Genomic DNA, 18,544 nt, shown 5'->3' on the forward strand with positions numbered 1-18,544 from the left:
AAAGGGCAGCGCGGTAAACCGGGCTGCCCTCGATGCGAAAGCGCGTGCTTTACTTGGAAGCAGCGCCGGTCGTCTTGCCGAAGCGGTTGCGGAACTTCTCGACGCGACCGCCCATGTTGTCGACCGACTTTTGCGTGCCGGTGTAGAACGGGTGCGATTCGCTCGTGGTGTCGAGCTTGAACAGGGGCAGTTCGCGGCCGTCGTCGGTCTTGCCCATTTCCTTGGTGTTCGCGCACGAACGGGTCACGAACTTGAAACCGTTCGACATGTCGACGAACAGGATTTCGCGGTAATTCGGGTGAATGCCTTCTTTTGCCATGATCTTTCCTTTTGCGCTGTTGGAATCAATGCGCGGTCGATGCGAGAGCCACCAGCGTGCCAGGAGTCTGACGCGCTGCCCCAGGGGAGACCTGGGAAGCCGGGCGACGCTGCCCAGCCGCACTTTTCGCGGAGCCCATGATTATCGCATACTGCCCCTTTTCCGAGCAAACCCACCCTCCCATGACCTCTAAACCCCTGCGCGCCGGCCTCGTCGGCTACGGTTTTGCCGGCCAGACCTTCCATGCGCCCGTGCTTTCGGCTGTTCCGGGGCTCGAACTGGCGGCTGTGGCAAGTTCGCAGCCGCACAAGGTTCATGCGGACTGGCCTGGCGTGGCCGTGGTGCCCGATGTGGCCGCACTCGTGGCCCGCGCGGACATCGACCTCGTCGTGGTGGCGACGCCCAATGCCCAGCACCATCCGGTCGCCAAGGCGGCGCTCGAGGCCGGGAAACACGTGGTGGTGGACAAGCCTTTCACCCTCGATGTCGCCGAAGCCAAGGAGCTCGAATTGTTGGCCAGGCGCCACAATCGCGTCCTGGCGGTCTATCAGAACCGGCGTTTCGATGCCGACTACCTGACGTTGAAAGACGTGCTGGCGAGCGGCGATTTGGGCCGGCCGGTGTACCTGGAGTCGCATTTCGACCGTTTCCGGCCCGAAGTGCGCGAGCGCTGGCGTGAACAGCCGGTGCCGGGTTCGGGCCTGTGGGTGGACCTGGGCGCTCATCTGGTCGACCAGGCGGTGCAGCTGTTCGGCCGGCCCGACACGCTCCAGCTCGACACGGCAGTCTTGCGCGACGGCGCGCTGGTCGAAGACTATTTTCACGCCGTGCTGCGCTACGAAAGCGGCCCCCATGCGCCGCTGCGCGTGGTGCTGCACGCCACGACACTCGCGGCCCAGCCCGCGCCGCGCTACATCGTGCACGGCACGCGCGGCAGCTACGTCAAGCACGGTGTCGACCCGCAGGAAGATGCCTTGCGCGCCGGGCAGCGGCCGCCAGCCGCAGGGTGGGGCGCCGATCCGCTCGACGGCGAGCTCACGGTGCACGGCAGCGACGGCGTGCCGCAATACCGCTCCGTGCCGACGCGGGCCGGCAACTACGTCGACTACTACGCCGCGGTCCGCGACGCGATCCTCGGCCACGGCCCGAACCCGGTGCCGCCAGAGCAGGCGGTCGCGCTGATGGAACTGCTCGACATCGGCCGCCAGAGTGCCGTGGAGGGGCGCGCCGTCCGGATCGAACGCCCATGAAAAAAGCGCGTCGGCCCGTGGGGGCCGACGCGCTTTTGCGGTTGAGCGTGGTGCTCAGCCGCCGCGACGCATCATGTCGAAAAATTCGACATTGGTCTTGGTCGCCTTCATGTTCTTGAGCATCAGCTCCATCGACTCGATCTCGTCCATGTTGTACATGAGCTGGCGAAGAATGCGGGTCTTCTGAAGGATTTCGGGAGCCAGCAGCAACTCTTCGCGGCGCGTGCCGCTGCGGTTGAGCTGGATCGACGGGAACACGCGCTTTTCGTACAGGCGGCGGTCCAGGTGGATTTCGGAGTTGCCGGTACCCTTGAACTCTTCGAAGATCACTTCGTCCATGCGGCTGCCGGTGTCGATCAGCGCGGTGCCGATGATGGTCAGCGAACCGCCTTCTTCCACATTGCGCGCGGCGCCCAGGAAGCGCTTGGGGCGCTGCAGCGCATTGGAGTCGACGCCGCCGGTCAGCACCTTGCCCGACGAGGGCACGACGTTGTTGTAGGCGCGGGCGAGGCGGGTGATCGAGTCGAGCAGGATCACCACATCCTTCTTGAGTTCGACCAGGCGCTTGGCGCGCTCGATCACCATTTCGGCCACGTGCACGTGGCGCGCGGCGGGCTCGTCGAAGGTCGAGGCAATGACCTCGCCCTTCACGGTGCGCTGCATTTCGGTCACTTCTTCAGGCCGCTCGTCCACCAGCAGCACCATCATGTGCACTTCGGGGTAGTTGGCGCTGATGGCGTGGGCGATGTGCTGCATCATCACCGTCTTGCCGCTCTTGGGCGGCGCCACCAGCAGGGCGCGCTGGCCCTTGCCGATGGGGGCGATGATGTCGATGATGCGGCCCGTGATGTTCTCGTCGCTCTTGACGCCGTCGCGTTCCAGCTTCATCTGTTCCTTGGGGAACAGAGGCGTCAGGTTCTCGAACATCACCTTGTGCTTGTTCTGCTCGGGCGGACCGTCGTTGACCTTGTCGAGCTTGGTCAGCGCGAAGTAGCGCTCGCCGTCCTTGGGCGTGCGCACTTCGCCTTCGATCATGTCGCCGGTGTGCAGGTTGAAGCGGCGCACCTGGCTCGGCGAGATGTAGATGTCGTCCGTGCTGGCCGTGAAGCTGGTGTCGGGGCTGCGCAGAAAGCCGAAGCCGTCGGGCAGGATTTCGAGCACGCCGTCGGCGAAGACCTGTTCGCCGGCCTTGGCGCGCTTCTTGATGATCGCGAACATCAGCTCCTGCTTGCGCATGCGGCCGACGTTTTCGATCTCAAGCGCTTCAGCCTGCTTGAGGACTTCAGACACGTGGAGTGCCTTGAGTTCGTTTAAGTGCATGGAATGACCCCTCGCGGGGTAATCGATCGGAAAACGGGGGGAGGTTAAACGTGAAGCGAGAACTGCTTCACTAACCGGGGAACTCGAACCGGTTGCCTGAAAGGGCCGGTGAACTGTGGGAGATTATGACAGCAAAAAATCGCGCGGCCAACGCATTGCGCGTCAGCCGGTTGAAATGACTCAGGCGAGCTGCTGGTCGATGAACGCCGTGAGTTGCGCCTTGCTCATGGCGCCGACCTTGGTGGCGGCCAGCTGGCCGTCCTTGAACAGCATGAGCGTGGGGATGCCGCGAATGCCGAACTTGGCCGGAATGTCGCGGTTTTCGTCGACGTTGAGCTTGGCGATTTGCAGTTTGCCTTCGTAGGCGGTCGACACTTCGTCCAGAATGGGCGCAATCATCTTGCAGGGACCGCACCATTCGGCCCAGTAGTCGACCAGCACCGGCTGGCTGGACTTGAGCACGTCGGCTTCGAAGGAAGAATCAGAGATGTGTTTGATCAGGTCGCTGGCCATGTGATGTGTCCTTGTGCGCGGAGAGTTTCGGTGCAGCTAAAGTGCTGGTCATTGTGACAGAAACCAAGGGGTGGGGTGCCATGCGGGAACGCTATGGCGCCGATAGCAAAATCCCTTTGCGCGTCGCGCTTCCACGCTCCCGAACCCCCTATAGAACATGAACGAAGGCCACCCCGTCCAGGCCCTGTGGTGCGACCCCGCCGCCGGCGTGGTGGCGCGCATTGCCGGCGCCATTGCAGAGCGCCAGCTTCACGCGGCGCGCACCGTGGTGCTGGTGCCCTATGCGCAGTTGATGGGCGTGGCGCGCGGCATGTGGGCACGCTGCGGCACGCCGGGCTTCGTGCCGCGCTTCGAAACCACGCGCAACTGGGCGCGCAGCGCGGGCGGCTTCCTGCCCACAGGCTACGACATCGCATTCGACATGGCGCGCGATCTCGTCACGGCCCAGGCGCTGCTGTCGCAGGCTGGCTTTGCCGCCGAGCGCTTTGCGCTGGCCGGGCGCGTGGTCGAACTGGCCTACCAGCTGGCCCCGCTCGCGGCCGCGGCGCTGCCTGAGGTGCGCGGCACCGAATGGGCGCAGCGGGCTGCCCATGTGGCCGAAGCCGGCAGCGAGTCGGAATGGTTTCGCATCGAAAGCGCGCTGATACGCGTTGCGGTGGCCTGGGCCGCCAACTCGGGTTATGCCACCGATGTGCTGCTGCGCGACAACGTGCGCACGCAGGTCGACGCGCTCATCGTGCTCGAAGGCTTCCAGACCGATCCGCTCACGCAGACGCTCTGCACGCTGTGGCGCGAGCGCGCCATTCATCTCTCGCTGGTGCCCACGACCCCGCCGGCCGCCGCGGCAAGCGCGCATGTCGCCGCCGACCCCGAAGACGAAGCCGAGCTTGCCGCTGCCTGCGTGCTGCAGCACCTGGCCGAGGGCCGTGCGCCGGTCGCGTTGGTCGCGACCGACCGCGCGCTCACGCGGCGCATCGGTGCGCAGCTCCAGGCGCAGGGCGTCACGGCGCACGACGAAACCGGCTGGAAGCTTTCCACCACGCGCGCCGCCGCCACCGTGATGGGCGCGCTGCGTGCCTGCGCCCACGACGCCGGCAGCGACCAGGTGCTCGGATGGCTCAAGAGCGGGGCCGACGGCGATGCGCTTGCCGTGCAGGCGCTCGAAGCCCGGCTGCGGCGCGAAGGCGTGCGCGAATGGTCGGCCTGGTGCGGGCAGGCCGCGCGCAGCGAGAAACCGCAGGACATCGCGCTGCTGCCGTTCACCGAAGGCGTCGAAGGTCGGCGCATGGCCATGGCCCGCTCGAGGCCGCTGGTCGACTGGCTGCGGGCGCTGCGCGAGCTGCTGGAGGCCTGCGAGCAATGGGCGCCACTCGCAGCCGACATGGCCGGCGGCAAGGTGATCGCCGCGTTGTGGCTCGATGCCGATGCCCATGGCGACGACGACGACTTCCCGGGCGGGCGCCACACGCTGGCCGAGTTCACGGCCTGGGTCCGCGACGTGCTCGAAGACGCCAGCTTCGTGCCGCCCGCCGGCAGTGACGTGCCGCAGGTCGTGGTGTTGCCGCTGCACCAGCTGCTGGGCCGCGCATTCGGCGCGGTGGTCATTCCCGGTTGCGACGATCGGCGCCTGCCCGCGTCGCCCGAGCCGCCCGGCAACTGGAGCGCGGCCCAGCGCGCCGAACTGGGCCTGCCGGCGCGTGAAACGCTCGAGGCCGCGCAGCGCTCGGCCTGGGCCGCGGCCTTGTGCAATCCCAGCTGCGAATTGCTGTGGCGCCAATCCGATGCCAGTGGCGAGCCGGTCCGGCCGAGCCCGCTGGTGCAGGCGCTGCAGCTCGACCATGCGTTGCAAATGACTGCGGACCCGCGCACCCTGCGCGAAGTCGCGGTGCAGCCGACGCTGTACCCAACTCCCTCCGGGGCGCTGCTTCCGCTGCGGAACATTTCGACCAGCGTCTACGAAGACCTGCGCCGCTGTCCCTACCGCTTCTTCGCGCTGCGGCAACTCGGGCTGCGCAGCGCCGACGAGCTCGATGCCGAGGTCGACAAGCGCGACTTCGGCAACTGGCTGCACGCCGTGCTGGGCCATTTCCATGAGGCACTGACGGCGCGACCGACCAGCGAAGCGGCCGAACGCGTGGCGTACATCACCGCGGCGGCCGAACGCGCGACGCGCGAGTTCGGCTTGTCGGACAGCGAGTTCCTGCCGTTCGCGGCAGCTTGGCCGGCCGTGTGCGACGGCTACCTTCAATGGCTTGCCGGCCACGAGGCGAGCGGCGCCGTCTTCGTCGAATCGGAGCCCTGGAAAGAGCAGCCGCTGGGCAATCTGCAACTGGTCGGCCGGCTGGACCGCATCGACCGCATGCCCGACGGCCAGGCCTTCGTGATCGACTACAAGACGGAATCGGCCGCGGTCACCAAGGAGCGCGTGAAGGATCCGACCGAGGACACGCAGCTGGCCTTCTATGCCGCGCTGGTGGCCGACGACACCTTGCGCGCGGCCTATGTCAATGTCGGCGAGAAGTCGTCCGGAACGCAGACGGTCGAGCAGCCCGTGGTGGTGGAGGCGCGCGACGCACTGGTCGCGGGCATCCTCGATGACTTCACCCGCATCGCCCAGGGCGCGGCGCTGCCTCCATTGGGAGAGGGCGCGATCTGCGACTACTGCGCGGCGCGCGGGCTTTGCCGCAAGGACTTCTGGGAGGTCGAGCAGCCCCCGCTTTCGCCCACTGAGGCTCTGGCCGGAGGGTCTGCCCAATGAACGGCGCCGCCTACGAACACAACGGCCGGCACGTCGCGCGCGAGGCCTTCTACACCGTGGCCTGCGACCCGCGGCGCTCCGTTGCCGTCGAGGCCTGCGCCGGCGCGGGCAAGACCTGGATGCTGGTGTCGCGCATCTTGCGCGCGCTGCTCGAAGAAGGCGAATCGGCCTGCGAGCCGCACGAAATTCTGGCGATTACCTTCACCAAGAAAGCCGCCGGCGAGATGCGCGAGCGTCTGGACCAATGGCTCGAGCAGTTCGCCGAGCGCGGCCCCGACGAACTGGTGCGCGAACTCGTGATGCGAGGCGTCGAGCCTTCTGCCGCACTGGCCGCCGTACCGCGCTTGCAGGGCCTCTACAGGCGTTTGCTCGAAGGCGGCCGGCCGGTGCAGTTCCGTACCTTTCACGCCTGGTTTGCGGGCCTGTTGCGCAACGCGCCGCTCGCGGTACTGCGCGAGCTCGGCCTGCCCGCCAACTATGAACTGCTCGAAGACGATGCCGAGGCGCGCGTGCGTACCTGGCGTCCGTTCTTCGAGGCGGTGACCGCCGACAAGGAGGCACTGGCCGACTACTACGCTGTCGTCGCCACGTACGGCCGGTCGCAGACCGCCAAGGCTCTCGGAGAAGCGCTCACGCGCCGGGTCGAGTTCTCGCTGTCCGATCCGGTGTCGGCGGTGCAGCACTTCAGCGCCATGCATCCCTCGCTCCAAGGCCTGGACGAGCCGACCGATGCCTTGCAGGGAGAGCAGGTCAGGCGCCGCTGGCTCGACCGTGCCGCCGCGCTCGGCCGCGAAGCCAACAAGACGCCGCAGAAGGCTGCCGAGGCGATCATCGACGTGTTCGGCACCGGCGAGCCGGCAGCGGCATCGCGCACGGCCGCACTGGCGCACCTGCGCAAGAATTTCTTTGTCGCCTCCGAAGACCGGCTCACCAAGAACCTGCAGAAATACCCCGCCGCGCAGGAAGCCGAAGCCGAGCTCCAGACACTGTGCGTCGCGCAGGCCCAGCACGCCGCCTGGCTCTACCAGCAGCGCATGACGCGGCTCACGCGCATCCTCATCTCCGCCTTTGCCGAAGTGAAGCGCGCCCATGGCTGGGTCGACATGAACGACGTCGAACAGGCTGCGCAATTGCTGCTGGGCCAGTCGGCGCTGTCGGGCTGGGTGCAGGAGCGGCTCGATGCGCGCATCGCCCATCTGCTGATCGACGAATTCCAGGACACCAATCCGCTGCAGTGGCAGGCGCTCTACGGCTGGCTCAGCGCCTACACCGGTGCGGGGGGCAAGGCACCGCGCGTCTTCATCGTGGGCGACCCGAAGCAGAGCATCTACCGCTTTCGCCGCGCCGAGCCGCAGGTGTTCATCGCCGCGAAGAAGTTCGTGCGCGAAGGCCTGGGCGGCGAGCTGCTCAACTGCGATCACACCCACCGCAATGCGCGCGCGGTGGTCGGCCTGGTCAACCAGGCGATGCTGGCTGCGCAGGAGGCCGGGGAGTTCGACGGCTACCGCGCCCACACCACCGAGCGCAACGACGAGGGTGAACTGCTCAAGCTGCCGCCCATCGACCGCGACGCGCTAGGTACCGCCGAAGCGGCTCCGGCCGACGACGGCATGCTGCATTGGCGCGACAGCCTCGTCACGCCGCGCGTGCTGCCCGAAGAACAATTGCTGCAAAAAGAATGCGAGCAGGCCGCGCGCTGGGTCGCGCAGCGCATTGCCGACGGCACGCCGCCGCGGCAGATCATGGTGCTGGCGCGCCGCCGCAACCGGCTGGCCGCGATGCAGGACGCGCTGCGCCAGCGCCACATTCCCGTGCAGCAGCCTGAAAAGAACGAGCTGCACGACGCACCCGAGGTGCAGGACGTAGTGGCGCTGATCGATGCGCTGGTGTCGCCCGCGCACGATCTTTCGCTGGCGCGTGCACTCAAGTCGCCGCTGTTCGGCATCGGCGACGATGCGCTGGTGCGGTTGGCGCTGCGCCAGCGCGAGCAGCCTTCGTCGAGCTGGTTCGCGTTGATTCAGAAGGGCGAGGGCCTGCCCGCGGAACTGGCCGAAGCCGGCGTCAAGCTCAAGCAATGGCAGCGCTGGCTCGCCGCATGGCCGCCGCACGATGCGCTCGACGCGATCTTTCACGATGGCGATGTGCTGGCCAGGTTCGGCGCCGCCGTGCCTTCCGCCATGCGCCAGAGCGCGCTGGCCAATTTGCGCGGATTGTTGGCGGCGTCGCTCGAGATCGAAGGCGCCCGCTTTGCCACGCCTTATGCGCTGGTACGTGCATTGCGCGCAGGTGGCGTGCGCGCGCCGTCCGTCGCGGTGCCCGATGCGGTGCAGCTCCTGACCGTGCACGGCGCCAAGGGCCTCGAGGCCGACACCGTGCTCATGCTCGACTGCGATGCACCGTCGCCGCGCGCCCAGACCATGGGCGTGCTGGTCGAATGGAAGGGCAGCGACAGTGCGCCCACGCGCTTCGTGTTCATGGCCAGCGAGAAAACGCCGCCGGGCTGCGCCACTGCATTGCTCGAGGAAGAGCAGCGGGCGCGCCACCGCGAAGAACTGAACGGCCTCTACGTCGCAACCACGCGGGCGCGCGAGCGCCTTGTGCTGTCGTCGGTACAGCCGGCCCGCGCCAACGAGGGCAGCTGGTGGTCGCGGCTCGAATCGATGTGCGAACCCGTGGAAGCCGACGAGCCATTGATCGTGTCAACGGCGGAATCCGTGGCCGGCAGTTTTTCGATGAAGAAGATGCCGGTCCTGACGCCCGCGGCCAAGCAACCTGTGGCCGTCAAGAAAACCGCTGACAACACCACCGTCGATGCGCGCGCTGCCGCGTTCGGCCAGGCAATGCACCGCCTGCTCGAATGGGCCGTGCCGGGCGAGGCGCTGCCGCCGGCACACGTGCGCGCCGCGGCCCGCGAGTTCATGCTCGACGCGCAGCAGGCACGCGGCGCCGCCGTGTTGGCCGAGCGCATTCGCGCGGGTGCCGGCGCGTGGGCGTGGGACGAGCGCATGATCGACTGGCACGGCAACGAAGTGACGCTGGTCCATGAAGGCGAAACGCTGCGCATCGACCGCCTGGTGCGCGAGCGCGGCACCGGTGACTGGTGGATCCTCGACTACAAATCTGCCGCGCGCCCAGAGCGCGACGCGGCACTCATCGCACAGATGCAGCGCTACCGCGCGGCCGTGCAACATGCCTACCTCGGTGCCACGGTCCGCGTCGCGTTCCTCACCGGGCAGGGCGAACTGGTAAATCTCGAATGACCCTTTCCCATACCGTCGCCGTGATCGGCGGCGGACCCGCCGGCCTCATGGCAGCCGAAGTCCTGAGCCAGTCCGGCGTGCAGGTGCACGTGTACGACGCCATGCCCTCGGTGGGCCGCAAGTTCCTGCTGGCCGGCCGCGGCGGACTGAACCTCACGCATTCCGAGCCCTTCGACATCTTCATGAGCCGCTTCGGTGACCGCCGTGCGCAGCTCGAACCCTTGCTCGCGCGGTTCGGCCCGGAGCAGGTGCGCGGGTGGGCGGCCGGCCTCGGCATCGAGACTTTCGTGGGCACCTCGGGCCGCGTGTTTCCAACGGACATGAAGGCCGCGCCGCTGCTGCGTGCGTGGCTGCACCGGCTGCGCGCGGCCGGCGTGCAGTTCCACATGCGCCATCGCTGGCTGGGCGACGGAGACGCGCCCATCGATCCGGCTTCGCTGCGGTTCGCGACGCCGGCCGGCGAGATCGCGGCGAAGGCCGATGCCGTGGTGCTCGCGCTGGGTGGCGCGAGCTGGGCGCGGCTCGGCTCCGACGGCGCATGGGCGCCATGGCTGCAGGCGCGGGGTATCGACATCGCGCCTCTGCAACCCGCCAACTGCGGCTTCGACGGGGCAGGGTGGAGCGAGCATTTCGCGAGCCGTTTCGCGGGCCAGCCCTTCAAGTCGGTCGCAATTTCGTTCACCGACAGCCAGGGGCGGCGCTTTGCACGCAAGGGCGAGTTCGTTGCAACGGCCACCGGCATCGAGGGCAGCCTGATCTATGCGGCCTCGGCCTTGCTGCGCGACGAGATCGCCGTGCACGGCAGCGCGACGCTGCTGCTCGATCTGTTGCCTGACCGCAGCGCCGAACAGGTGCTGGCCGCAGTGAAGCATCCGCGCGGCGCCCGCTCGCTCAGCAGCCATCTGAAGAGCCGGCTGAGCCTGGAGGGCATCAAGGCCGGCGTGCTGCACGAGGTGCTGGGCCGCGAGGCGATGCAAGACCCCGCGCAGCTGGCAGCGACCATCAAGGCCGTGCCGCTGCGGCTGGTGGCAACCCGGCCCATCGACGAAGCCATCAGCACCGCGGGCGGCGTGCGCTTCGAAGCGCTCGACGAAGGGCTCATGGCCGGTGCGGTGCCGGGCGTGTTCGTGGCGGGAGAAATGCTCGACTGGGAGGCGCCGACCGGCGGCTACCTGCTGACGGCATCCATGGCCAGCGGGGCTGCCGCGGCGCGCGGAGCGATCAAGCAGTTGGGCCTTTGAGGGCATGATTGAATACTTTTGTATTGATTGTTGCGCGCGCAAGGAATAAGCTGCGATCAGACAAAAATAAAGGGGCAGCGATGACCAGCGTTCCATCGCCGCGCGCCGCGCGCGGGCTTGCTTATGCATCCCTGGTGTTCCTGGTTTGGTCCGGCGGTGACGCAGGAGGCGGCGCCCGCGCGCAGGGCGCAAATCCGACGCTGGCGGGCACGTCCGCATCGGCAAACAAGCCGGCGCCAACAGACGGACAGCCGGCGACCCTCACCAGTCCGTCCCCCGGCACCAAGTTCGCCAGCCGCAGCGCGACCTTCATCTGGAACAACACGGGTGCCAACCAGTACGGCTTGACGATCCTGTCGGCCTCTTCGGCGACGCCTGTGGTGGACGCCTCGACAAGTGCGACAACGCTGACGGTAACGAACCTTCCCATAGACGGCGCGGGGCTCGTGGTCCGGCTGCGCTCCCGATTCAAGGGGAAGTGGCTGCCGGCCAACGAGTACCTGTTTACGGCAGCCGGGTACACCGCGGCGCAATCGACCGCAGCGGTGAAGCCCTGGTCCGATCCGATCGTGCTGCCACTCGTGCCCGCATCGGCCGCCAACCTCCCCGACGGCAAGCTGCTGCTGTGGGCAGCCCGCTCGCCCACCAGCTTCAGCACGAGCAGCAGCGAGGCGTACACCTACACCTCGGTGTTCGACCCCGTCACGCGAAGCGCCAGCACACTGGTCGTCACGGCCACCGGCCACCAGATGTTCTGCCCCGGCCTGAGCATGCTGGCCGATGGCAGCGTGCTGGTCAGCGGCGGCAGCGATGCGACGAAGACCTCGATCTACGACCCGGCGCTGGGCGGCTGGGTGACGGGCGCGCAACTCGGCATTGCACGTGCCTACCAGGCGAGCACGACGATGTCCGACGGCTCCGTGTTCACGGTCGGCGGGTCGTGGAACGGCGGGCAGGGCGGCAAGTACGGCGAGGTGTGGTCGGCCGACACCAAGACCTGGCGCACGCTGTCCGGCGTACCGGCCTACATGCCCGATGCGAGTAATGTCTCGAACCCGCCGCTGGCCGGCCCGGACGCGGCCGGGGTCTACCGGGGCGACAACCACATGTGGCTGTTCGGCGCCGCCAACGGCTGGGTATTCCACGCCGGGCCTGCGGCCGCAATGCATTGGATCGACACGCGCGGCAGCGGCGCCATCCTGCAGGCCGGGCTGCGCAGCGACGATCCCTATGCCATGACCGCCAGCGCCGTGATGTACGACATCGGCAAGATCCTCAAGCTCGGCGGCGCGCCCAACCACGACAGCGGCAACGCCTTCAAGACCGCCTACATCATCGACATCAGCGCGGGCGCGCCGACGCCGCCCACGGTGCGCAAGCTTTCGCCGATGGCCTATGGCCGAACCTTTGTCAACAGCGTGGTGCTGCCCAACGGCGAGGTGTTCGTGATAGGCGGGCAGACGCAGCCCGTTCCGTTTTCCGACTCCTACAGTGTGCTGGCGGCCGAGCTGTGGAGCCCGGAGCTGGAGAGTTTCATCACGGTGCCGCCGATGCAGAAACCGCGCAACTATCACAGCGTGGCCCTGCTGCTGCCGGACGGACGCGTGCTGTCGGGCGGCGGCGGGCTGTGCGACTGTGCGGGCGACCACCCGGATGCGGAGATCTACACGCCACCGTACCTGCTGGCGAGCGACGGTTCGCCGGCGCCCCGCCCGGCCATCACGGCCGCGCCGGCCAGCGCCACATGGGGGAGCCAGATCGCCGTCGCGACCGACCGCGCGGCGGCCCGCTTTGCGCTGGTGCGCATGGCATCGGCCACTCACTCGGTCAACACCGATCAGCGCCGCATCCCGCTGTCATTCACGGGCACGGCAGGCAACTACCAGTTGGGCATTCCGGCCGATCGCGGGACGGTGCTGCCGGGCAACTACATGCTGTTTGCACTCGACAGCAGCGGCGTGCCGAGCGTGGCGCGCACCATCAACATCCGGTAGCGGCCGGCGCGCTTCGCGAAGCCGAGGCTTTCAATGATGATGCTGGCGCTGGCGCTCGGAACCGCACTGGCCGTTGGACCGGCGTGGTCCGGAAAGCCTGAAGCCGCCGTGCCTTTCTCGGTGGCGCGCGGCGCGCGCCTGTTCGATGGCACCGAGCCGCTCGCCGGCACGTTGTCCGGCCACAGCGCGCCGCTGCCGGGCGCTGCGACGCGCTGCATCCAGTGCCACGCGGGCCCCGGCAAGTCCGCTGCCGCTGTCTCCGGTTTCGCGCCGCCGCTCGACCGGCGTCAATTGCGCGAAGTTCTCCCGCGCCGCGGCGGCCCGCCTGTCGGGTACGAGCGCGCATCCTTCTGCCGCACCCTGCGCACCGGCATCGACCCGGCCCATGTCCTGCTGCCCCGAGCCATGCCGCGCTTCGATGCCGACGAAGGCCAGTGCGCGGCGTTGTGGGACTACCTGACGCAAGCCCTTTCTCAATGAACTCAATGAACCCAATGAACGCGCGGCGCCTCTTCATACCCTCGCGGGTGGCATCCCGCGGGCGCCGGCGCCTGCTTGCCGCCGGTGCACTGGCGTGGCTGGGCGTGCCTTCGGCCCGCGCAAACACCAGCATCGGCCCGGTGCTGCCGGCGGTGTCGGCCCCGGCCCTGCCGCTGCGGCGCCACGACGGCGCCACACGGATGCTCGCGGCGCAGCTGCGAGGCGCCCCAACTGCCGTTCAATTGATGTTTACCGGATGCAGTACGGTCTGCCCGATCCAGGGGGCCTTGTTCTCGACGCTGCAGGCGGCATTGCTGTCGGAGCGCAACACGGCGGTGCGCCTGCTGTCGCTGAGCATCGATCCGCTGTCCGACGACCCTGTTGCACTGAGCGCCTGGTTGCGGCGCTTCGGCGCAAGGCCAACGTGGAGCGCGGCGGCGCCAACCCCCGAGGCACTTGAGTCGATGCTCTCGCTGTTCACGGGAGGCGCGGCAGCGGGTGACCGCCATACCGGCCAGGTTTATCTGTTCGATCGTCACGCCCGGCTGGTCTGGCGAACCAGCGAGTTGCCGCCGACCGAAGAGGTCATGGCCGGACTACGACAGATTGGTTAGTTGGATGCAGAGGCTGCGGAACCAGCCCCGTGAGGAGGCTTGCTTGCCATGCCTCGTCTTTTCGATGTTAGGTTGACGAGCCTTACCCCTGGCACTGACTACGCAGTTAGGGCTGCTTGGTTCCCCACCTGACCCGGTTGGCCACTTCACCATGCAGGGAGGCCCGTCAGCTTGCATTGTAACCCGGCGGCCGGGCAAAGCCGGGGCTCCGGCGTCCCTCGAAAAGACAGGTCTTTTTTGATTTGCGGGATGGGGCGGAGGACCACAGCCGCGCCTTTTAGAATGCCCGCAATGTCTTATCTCGTGCTCGCTCGCAAGTTCCGTCCGAAAACCTTCGGTGAGATGGTTGGCCAGGGGCACGTGGTGCAGGCGCTCGAGAACGCGTTGACCACGCAGCGCCTGCATCACGCCTATCTTTTTACCGGTACGCGGGGTGTGGGCAAGACCACGGTTTCGCGCATTCTGGCCAAGTCGCTCAACTGCCAGGGCCCGGACGGGCAGGGCGGCATCACGGCCACACCGTGCGGGGTGTGCCAGGCCTGCAAGGACATCGATTCGGGCCGTTTCGTCGACTACACCGAGCTGGACGCGGCCTCGAACCGCGGCGTGGACGAGGTGCAGTCGCTGCTCGAACAGGCGGTGTACAAGCCGGTGCAGGGGCGCTTCAAGGTCTTCATGATCGACGAAGTGCACATGCTCACCAACACCGCGTTCAACGCGATGCTGAAGACGCTCGAAGAGCCGCCGGAATACCTCAAGTTCGTTCTGGCGACCACCGATCCGCAGAAGGTGCCGGTCACGGTGCTGTCGCGCTGCCTGCAGTTCAACTTGCGGCCGATGGCGCCCGAGACGATCCTCGAACACCTGACGGGTGTGCTGCAGACCGAAGAGGTGCCGGCCGAGCCGCAGGCGCTGCGTCTGCTCGCACGCGCCGCGCGCGGTTCGATGCGCGATGCGCTGTCGCTCACCGACCAGGCCATCGCATTCGGCAACGGCGAACTGCTCGAGACCGGCGTGCGCCAGATGCTCGGCAGCGTGGACCGCGGCCATGTATTCAAGCTCATCGAGGCGCTGGCGCAGGGCGACGGCAAGACGGTGGTCGACACCTCCGAGGCGCTGCGCCGCGACGGCATGTCCGCCGCGTCCACGCTGGAAGAAATGACGGCCGTGCTGCAGGCCATGGCCGTGCTGCAGGCGGTGCCTTCGCGGGCGGAATCGGCCGATTCGGCGACCGATCCCGATGCGGCCGACACGGCGCGTCTCGCGTCGCTGATGCCGGCGGACGAAACCCAGTTGCTCTACAGCCTGTGCCTGCACGGGCGCGGTGAGCTGGGTCTGGCGCCCGACGAGTATGCGGCGCTGACGATGGTGCTGTTGCGGCTGCTGGCCTTCAAGCCTTCCAGTACGGCAACGTCTTCATCGGCTTCTTCGGCCTCCCCGGAAAAAAAAACTCTGAATGAAGCCCCGGGGGCGGTTTCGGCCCCCGCGGCCGCACCGCCGCCCCGGGTTGCGCCGGTTGCCGAAGCGCCGGCTCCAGTTGCCGCGCCGGTGCCCCGGCAGGCCCCTCCGGCGCCCGCGGGCCAGCGTCTTGCCGTGGTCAGCGAGCCCGTGCGGCGGAGCGAACCCAGGCCATCCGCGCCGTCAGAGGGGCCGCCGTGGGAGGAAGAGGGCGCCAAGGTGCTTGCAGTTCCGATGCGCGTCCAGCCGCCGCCGGGCCAGCGGGACGTGCCGCGCCCCGACGAGCAGCGCGCCCCTGCGCCGCCCATTCCGCCCAGCGAGGACGGTGATTTCTGGCACGCCACGGTCACGCAGATGATCGCGGCCGAGAGCATCAACGCCCTGGCGCGCGAACTCGCGCTGCAGTCGCAGCTGGTGGCGCGCGATGTCGACCAGTGGATACTTCGCGTGGAGCGGGAGCTGCTCAACCAGCCTTCTGCCCGCGAGAAGCTCACCGATGCCCTGGCCGCGCTGGGCCACGGTGTGAAGCTCGCCATTGAAATCGGCGGCGTGGTCGACAGCCCCGCACGGCGCAACAAGCAGGCCGCCGACGAACGCCAGCGCGTGGCCGAAGAAGCCATTCGCAGCGACCCCGAGGTGCAGATGCTGATGCGTGATTTCGATGCGAAGATCGTGCCTGGAACGCTCAAACCCGCCTGAGCGCCATCTCTTATCCTTCCCCATTTTTCACCAACCAATCAGGACCAACGATGTTCAACAAAGGACAACTGGCCGGCCTCATGAAGCAGGCGCAGGCAATGCAGGACAACCTCAAGAAGGCCCAGGAAGAGCTGGCCACCATCGAGGTCGAAGGTGAATCGGGCGCCGGCCTGGTCAAGGTCGTGATGACCTGCAAGCACGACGTGAAGCGCATCACCATCGACCCGAGCCTGTTGGCCGACGACAAGGACATGCTCGAAGACCTCGTGGCCGCAGCCTTCAACGCCGCGGTGCGCAAGGCCGAGGAAACCAGCGAGCAGAAGATGGGCAAGCTCACGGCCGGCATGCCGGGCCTCCCGCCCGGCATGAAGCTGCCGTTCTGAGCCGTTGATGGCCGACGCCAGTTCGCTCGACGCGTTGGTCGATGCGCTGCGCCGCCTGCCCGGTGTCGGCGTCAAGTCGGCCTCGCGCATGGCGTTTCATTTGCTGCAGCACGACCGCGAGGGTGCGCAGCTGCTTTCGCGCGCGTTGCAGCAGGCGGCCGGCAACGTGCGGCATTGCGAGCGCTGCAACACGTTCACCGAAGCACCCGTCTGCCATGTGTGCCTCGATGCGCGCCGCGACGCGACCAAGCTTTGCGTGGTCGAGACACCCGCCGACCAGGCGGCGCTCGAGCGCACGGGAGCCTTCCGCGGCTACTACTTCGTGCTGATGGGCAAGCTCAGTCCGCTGGACGGTATCGGGCCCAAGGACATCGGCCTGCAGAAGCTCTTCGACCGCGCGCTCGACGGCACGGTGAGCGAAGTGATCCTGGCCACCAACTTCACGGCCGAAGGCGAAGCCACCGCGCACGTGATCGGCGAAGCGCTGAAACAGCGCGGCCTCAACGTAACGCGCCTTGCGCGCGGCGTGCCGGCCGGCAGCGAGCTCGAATACGTGGACCTCGGCACCATCGCGCATGCACTGGTCGACCGCCGGTAGTCCGCTGGCCATCGCGCGCAGCGGCCGTTGCAGCCGCAGCCGAACGGAGACAACCCCGACATGACTTTTTCATTGCTCACCGTCGCCTACTGGTGCGTGTTCATCGCGTGCGGCCTGCCGTACCTCGCGGCCTGGATCGCCAAGATCGGCAGCTTCGGTCCGCGCGACAACGTGCAACCGCGCGATTGGGCCGCCAAACAGAGCGGCTGGCGTGCCCGCGCCAACAGCGCGCAGGCCAACAGCTTCGAAGGGCTGCCGTTCTTCATCGGCGCGGTGATCATCGCGCATCAACTGGGCTTGGCGCAGGCAAGGCTCGACATGCTGGCGGCGGCCTACGTCGTATTGCGCGTGATCTACATCGCGCTCTACATCAAGGGCATTGGCGGCGCACGCAGCGCGGTCTGGTCGCTCGGGTTCCTGGTCAACGTCGCGATTCTTTTTATCGCGCGATAGGCCCGCCGATACAGCGTTTGAAAGAGGCCTCGGAGAGGCCTTCGTACTTACGTGAAAACCCGCACGGGATGACCCCGATGCAGGCAACAGGGGCGCACCCCTAAGCTCGATTCAGTTCACAAGAATCAAAGAGCCCGCAGGACCCGCTTCATGCTACGTCGCAGAACCCTTGTTACAGCCTCCGCAGTTGCTGCCGCGGCCATTGCACTCCCGCGTGTCTTTGCGCAAGCCAAGCTCGAAAAGACCAAGATCTCCATTGCAGTCGGCGGCAAAGCGGCTTTCTATTACCTGCCGTTGACCATTTCAGAACAGCTCGGTTACTTCAAGGCCGAAGGTCTCGAAGTGGAAATCTCCGATTTCGCCGGCGGCGCACGCGCGCTGCAGGCCGTGGTGGGCGGCTCGGCCGATGTCTGCTCGGGTGCCTACGAACACACCATCAACCTGCAAGCCAAGAACCAGTTCTTCCAGGCCTTCGTGCTGCAGGGCCGCGCACCGCAAATCGCGGTGGGCGTGTCGACCAAGAACATGGCGGGCTACTCCGGCATTACCGATTTGAAGGGCAAGAAGATCGGCGTCTCGGCACCGGGCTCGTCGACCAACATGGTGGCCAACCTCGTGCTCTCGCGCGGTGGCTTGAAGGCCAGCGACGTGAGCTATATCGGCGTGGGCGTTGCGGCCGGTGCGCTCACTGCGCTGCGCTCGGGCCAGATCGATGCAATCAGCAACACCGATCCGGTGATGACCATGCTCGAGCAGAAGGGCGACGTGAAGATCATCAGCGACACGCGCACGCTCAAGGGCACGCAGCAGGTGTTCGGCGGCCCGATGCCCGCCGCCTGCCTTTACGCGCCGATGGACTTTGTCCAGAAGAATCCCAACACTTGCCAGGCGCTGGCCAATGCCATCGTCCGCGGCCTCAAGTGGCTGCAGACGGCAGGGCCCGGCGACATCATCAAGACGGTGCCGGAAACCTATCTGCTCGGCGACCGCGCGCTGTACCTTGCGTCGTTCGACAAGGTGCGCGAATCGATTGCCACCGACGGCCTCGTGCCGTCCGACGGCCCCAAGACGGCGCTCACCGCCATCTCGAGTTTCGACACGGCAGTGAAGGCCGACAAGATCGACCTCGCCAAAACCTACACCAACGATTTTGCTCGGCGCGCGAAGGACAGGTTCAAAGCCTGACCTCCGAACGTCCCCGCGA

The 18,544-nt window shown here is 67.3% G+C and carries 15 protein-coding genes and 1 other RNA gene; 12 read left to right on the top strand and 4 right to left on the bottom strand.

Annotated elements, in window-relative coordinates; genetic code table 11:
* Positions 1–49: 49 nt before the first annotated feature.
* Positions 50–319, bottom strand: coding sequence for a type B 50S ribosomal protein L31 (locus QFZ42_RS09755; protein WP_007836661.1), 270 nt, complete (start codon positions 317–319; stop codon positions 50–52).
* A 182-nt stretch (positions 320–501) separates the two neighbouring features.
* Here QFZ42_RS09755 and QFZ42_RS09760 point away from each other — a divergent pair, with 182 nt between their 5' ends.
* Positions 502–1,569 carry an oxidoreductase gene (locus QFZ42_RS09760; RefSeq protein ID WP_307700765.1) on the top strand — a complete coding sequence of 356 codons (1,068 nt, stop codon included), beginning with the start codon at positions 502–504 and terminating at the stop codon, positions 1,567–1,569.
* A 54-nt stretch (positions 1,570–1,623) separates the two neighbouring features.
* Here QFZ42_RS09760 and rho read toward each other — a convergent pair whose 3' ends face one another.
* Both rho and trxA read right to left on the bottom strand, forming a co-directional pair.
* Positions 1,624–2,889 carry a transcription termination factor Rho gene (gene rho / locus QFZ42_RS09765; RefSeq protein WP_021007063.1) on the bottom strand — a complete coding sequence of 422 codons (1,266 nt, stop codon included), beginning with the start codon at positions 2,887–2,889 and terminating at the stop codon, positions 1,624–1,626.
* Between the two features lie 180 nt (positions 2,890–3,069).
* A complete protein-coding gene (gene trxA, locus QFZ42_RS09770) occupies positions 3,070–3,402 on the bottom strand; it encodes a thioredoxin TrxA (RefSeq protein WP_012747433.1) in 333 nt (110 codons plus the stop codon).
* Positions 3,403–3,559: 157 nt separating this feature from the next.
* Between trxA and QFZ42_RS09775 the strand changes: the two genes are divergently transcribed.
* The 6 genes from QFZ42_RS09775 (at position 3,560) to QFZ42_RS09800 (ending at position 13,749) form a co-directional block, all read left to right on the top strand.
* Positions 3,560–6,160: a PD-(D/E)XK nuclease family protein gene (locus QFZ42_RS09775; protein WP_307700766.1), complete on the top strand. Its 2,601-nt coding sequence runs from the start codon at positions 3,560–3,562 to the stop codon at positions 6,158–6,160.
* Positions 6,157–9,420, top strand: coding sequence for a UvrD-helicase domain-containing protein (locus QFZ42_RS09780; protein WP_307700767.1), 3,264 nt, complete (start codon positions 6,157–6,159; stop codon positions 9,418–9,420). Before QFZ42_RS09775 ends, QFZ42_RS09780 begins: the two co-directional genes overlap by 4 nt.
* On the top strand, positions 9,417–10,661 hold the full coding sequence (locus QFZ42_RS09785) for a TIGR03862 family flavoprotein (protein WP_307700768.1): 1,245 nt from the start codon (positions 9,417–9,419) through the stop codon (positions 10,659–10,661). Before QFZ42_RS09780 ends, QFZ42_RS09785 begins: the two co-directional genes overlap by 4 nt.
* A gap of 80 nt (positions 10,662–10,741) precedes the next feature.
* Positions 10,742–12,655, top strand: a complete 1,914-nt coding sequence (locus QFZ42_RS09790; protein WP_307700769.1) for a galactose oxidase-like domain-containing protein — start codon at positions 10,742–10,744, stop codon at positions 12,653–12,655.
* Positions 12,656–12,688: 33 nt separating this feature from the next.
* Complete coding sequence (locus QFZ42_RS09795) at positions 12,689–13,135, top strand: hypothetical protein (RefSeq protein WP_307700770.1); 447 nt, start codon at positions 12,689–12,691, stop codon at positions 13,133–13,135.
* A complete protein-coding gene (locus QFZ42_RS09800) occupies positions 13,132–13,749 on the top strand; it encodes an SCO family protein (protein WP_307700771.1) in 618 nt (205 codons plus the stop codon). The genes QFZ42_RS09795 and QFZ42_RS09800 overlap by 4 nt, the downstream gene beginning before the upstream one ends.
* 71 nt (positions 13,750–13,820) lie before the next feature.
* Here QFZ42_RS09800 and ffs read toward each other — a convergent pair.
* An RNA gene (ffs, locus tag QFZ42_RS09805) (signal recognition particle sRNA small type) lies at positions 13,821–13,917 on the bottom strand.
* Positions 13,918–14,040: 123 nt separating this feature from the next.
* Between ffs and dnaX the strand changes: the two genes are divergently transcribed.
* The 5 genes from dnaX to QFZ42_RS09830 all read left to right on the top strand — a co-directional run bounded on the left by dnaX (position 14,041) and on the right by QFZ42_RS09830 (position 18,525).
* Positions 14,041–15,906, top strand: coding sequence for a DNA polymerase III subunit gamma/tau (gene dnaX, locus QFZ42_RS09810; protein ID WP_307700772.1), 1,866 nt, complete (start codon positions 14,041–14,043; stop codon positions 15,904–15,906).
* A 50-nt stretch (positions 15,907–15,956) separates the two neighbouring features.
* Positions 15,957–16,289: a YbaB/EbfC family nucleoid-associated protein gene (locus QFZ42_RS09815; protein WP_012747441.1), complete on the top strand. Its 333-nt coding sequence runs from the start codon at positions 15,957–15,959 to the stop codon at positions 16,287–16,289.
* A gap of 7 nt (positions 16,290–16,296) precedes the next feature.
* Entirely contained in the window at positions 16,297–16,887 is a 591-nt protein-coding gene (recR, locus tag QFZ42_RS09820; protein ID WP_307700773.1) for a recombination mediator RecR, read from the top strand.
* Positions 16,888–16,947: 60 nt separating this feature from the next.
* The gene (locus QFZ42_RS09825) at positions 16,948–17,340 is read left to right on the top strand and encodes an MAPEG family protein (protein WP_307700774.1); all 393 of its coding nucleotides are present in this window, start codon (positions 16,948–16,950) and stop codon (positions 17,338–17,340) included.
* Between the two features lie 150 nt (positions 17,341–17,490).
* Entirely contained in the window at positions 17,491–18,525 is a 1,035-nt protein-coding gene (locus QFZ42_RS09830) for an ABC transporter substrate-binding protein (protein WP_307700775.1), read from the top strand.
* The last annotated feature ends 19 nt before the right edge of the window (positions 18,526–18,544 follow it).

It is taken from the genome of Variovorax paradoxus (assembly GCF_030815855.1).
In the GTDB taxonomy this organism is placed as follows: domain Bacteria; phylum Pseudomonadota; class Gammaproteobacteria; order Burkholderiales; family Burkholderiaceae_C; genus Variovorax; species Variovorax paradoxus_M.

What these genes read in the sequence shown, in the direction of transcription:
- QFZ42_RS09755 (WP_007836661.1), bottom strand. Translation starts at nt 319, where the DNA reads ATGGCAAAAGAAGGCATTCACCCGAATTACCGCGAAATCCTGTTCGTC.
- QFZ42_RS09760 (WP_307700765.1), top strand. Translation starts at nt 502, where the DNA reads ATGACCTCTAAACCCCTGCGCGCCGGCCTCGTCGGCTACGGTTTTGCC.
- rho (WP_021007063.1), bottom strand. Translation starts at nt 2,889, where the DNA reads ATGCACTTAAACGAACTCAAGGCACTCCACGTGTCTGAAGTCCTCAAG.
- trxA (WP_012747433.1), bottom strand. Translation starts at nt 3,402, where the DNA reads ATGGCCAGCGACCTGATCAAACACATCTCTGATTCTTCCTTCGAAGCC.
- QFZ42_RS09775 (WP_307700766.1), top strand. Translation starts at nt 3,560, where the DNA reads ATGAACGAAGGCCACCCCGTCCAGGCCCTGTGGTGCGACCCCGCCGCC.
- QFZ42_RS09780 (WP_307700767.1), top strand. Translation starts at nt 6,157, where the DNA reads ATGAACGGCGCCGCCTACGAACACAACGGCCGGCACGTCGCGCGCGAG.
- QFZ42_RS09785 (WP_307700768.1), top strand. Translation starts at nt 9,417, where the DNA reads ATGACCCTTTCCCATACCGTCGCCGTGATCGGCGGCGGACCCGCCGGC.
- QFZ42_RS09790 (WP_307700769.1), top strand. Translation starts at nt 10,742, where the DNA reads ATGACCAGCGTTCCATCGCCGCGCGCCGCGCGCGGGCTTGCTTATGCA.
- QFZ42_RS09795 (WP_307700770.1), top strand. Translation starts at nt 12,689, where the DNA reads ATGATGATGCTGGCGCTGGCGCTCGGAACCGCACTGGCCGTTGGACCG.
- QFZ42_RS09800 (WP_307700771.1), top strand. Translation starts at nt 13,132, where the DNA reads ATGAACTCAATGAACCCAATGAACGCGCGGCGCCTCTTCATACCCTCG.
- dnaX (WP_307700772.1), top strand. Translation starts at nt 14,041, where the DNA reads ATGTCTTATCTCGTGCTCGCTCGCAAGTTCCGTCCGAAAACCTTCGGT.
- QFZ42_RS09815 (WP_012747441.1), top strand. Translation starts at nt 15,957, where the DNA reads ATGTTCAACAAAGGACAACTGGCCGGCCTCATGAAGCAGGCGCAGGCA.
- recR (WP_307700773.1), top strand. Translation starts at nt 16,297, where the DNA reads ATGGCCGACGCCAGTTCGCTCGACGCGTTGGTCGATGCGCTGCGCCGC.
- QFZ42_RS09825 (WP_307700774.1), top strand. Translation starts at nt 16,948, where the DNA reads ATGACTTTTTCATTGCTCACCGTCGCCTACTGGTGCGTGTTCATCGCG.
- QFZ42_RS09830 (WP_307700775.1), top strand. Translation starts at nt 17,491, where the DNA reads ATGCTACGTCGCAGAACCCTTGTTACAGCCTCCGCAGTTGCTGCCGCG.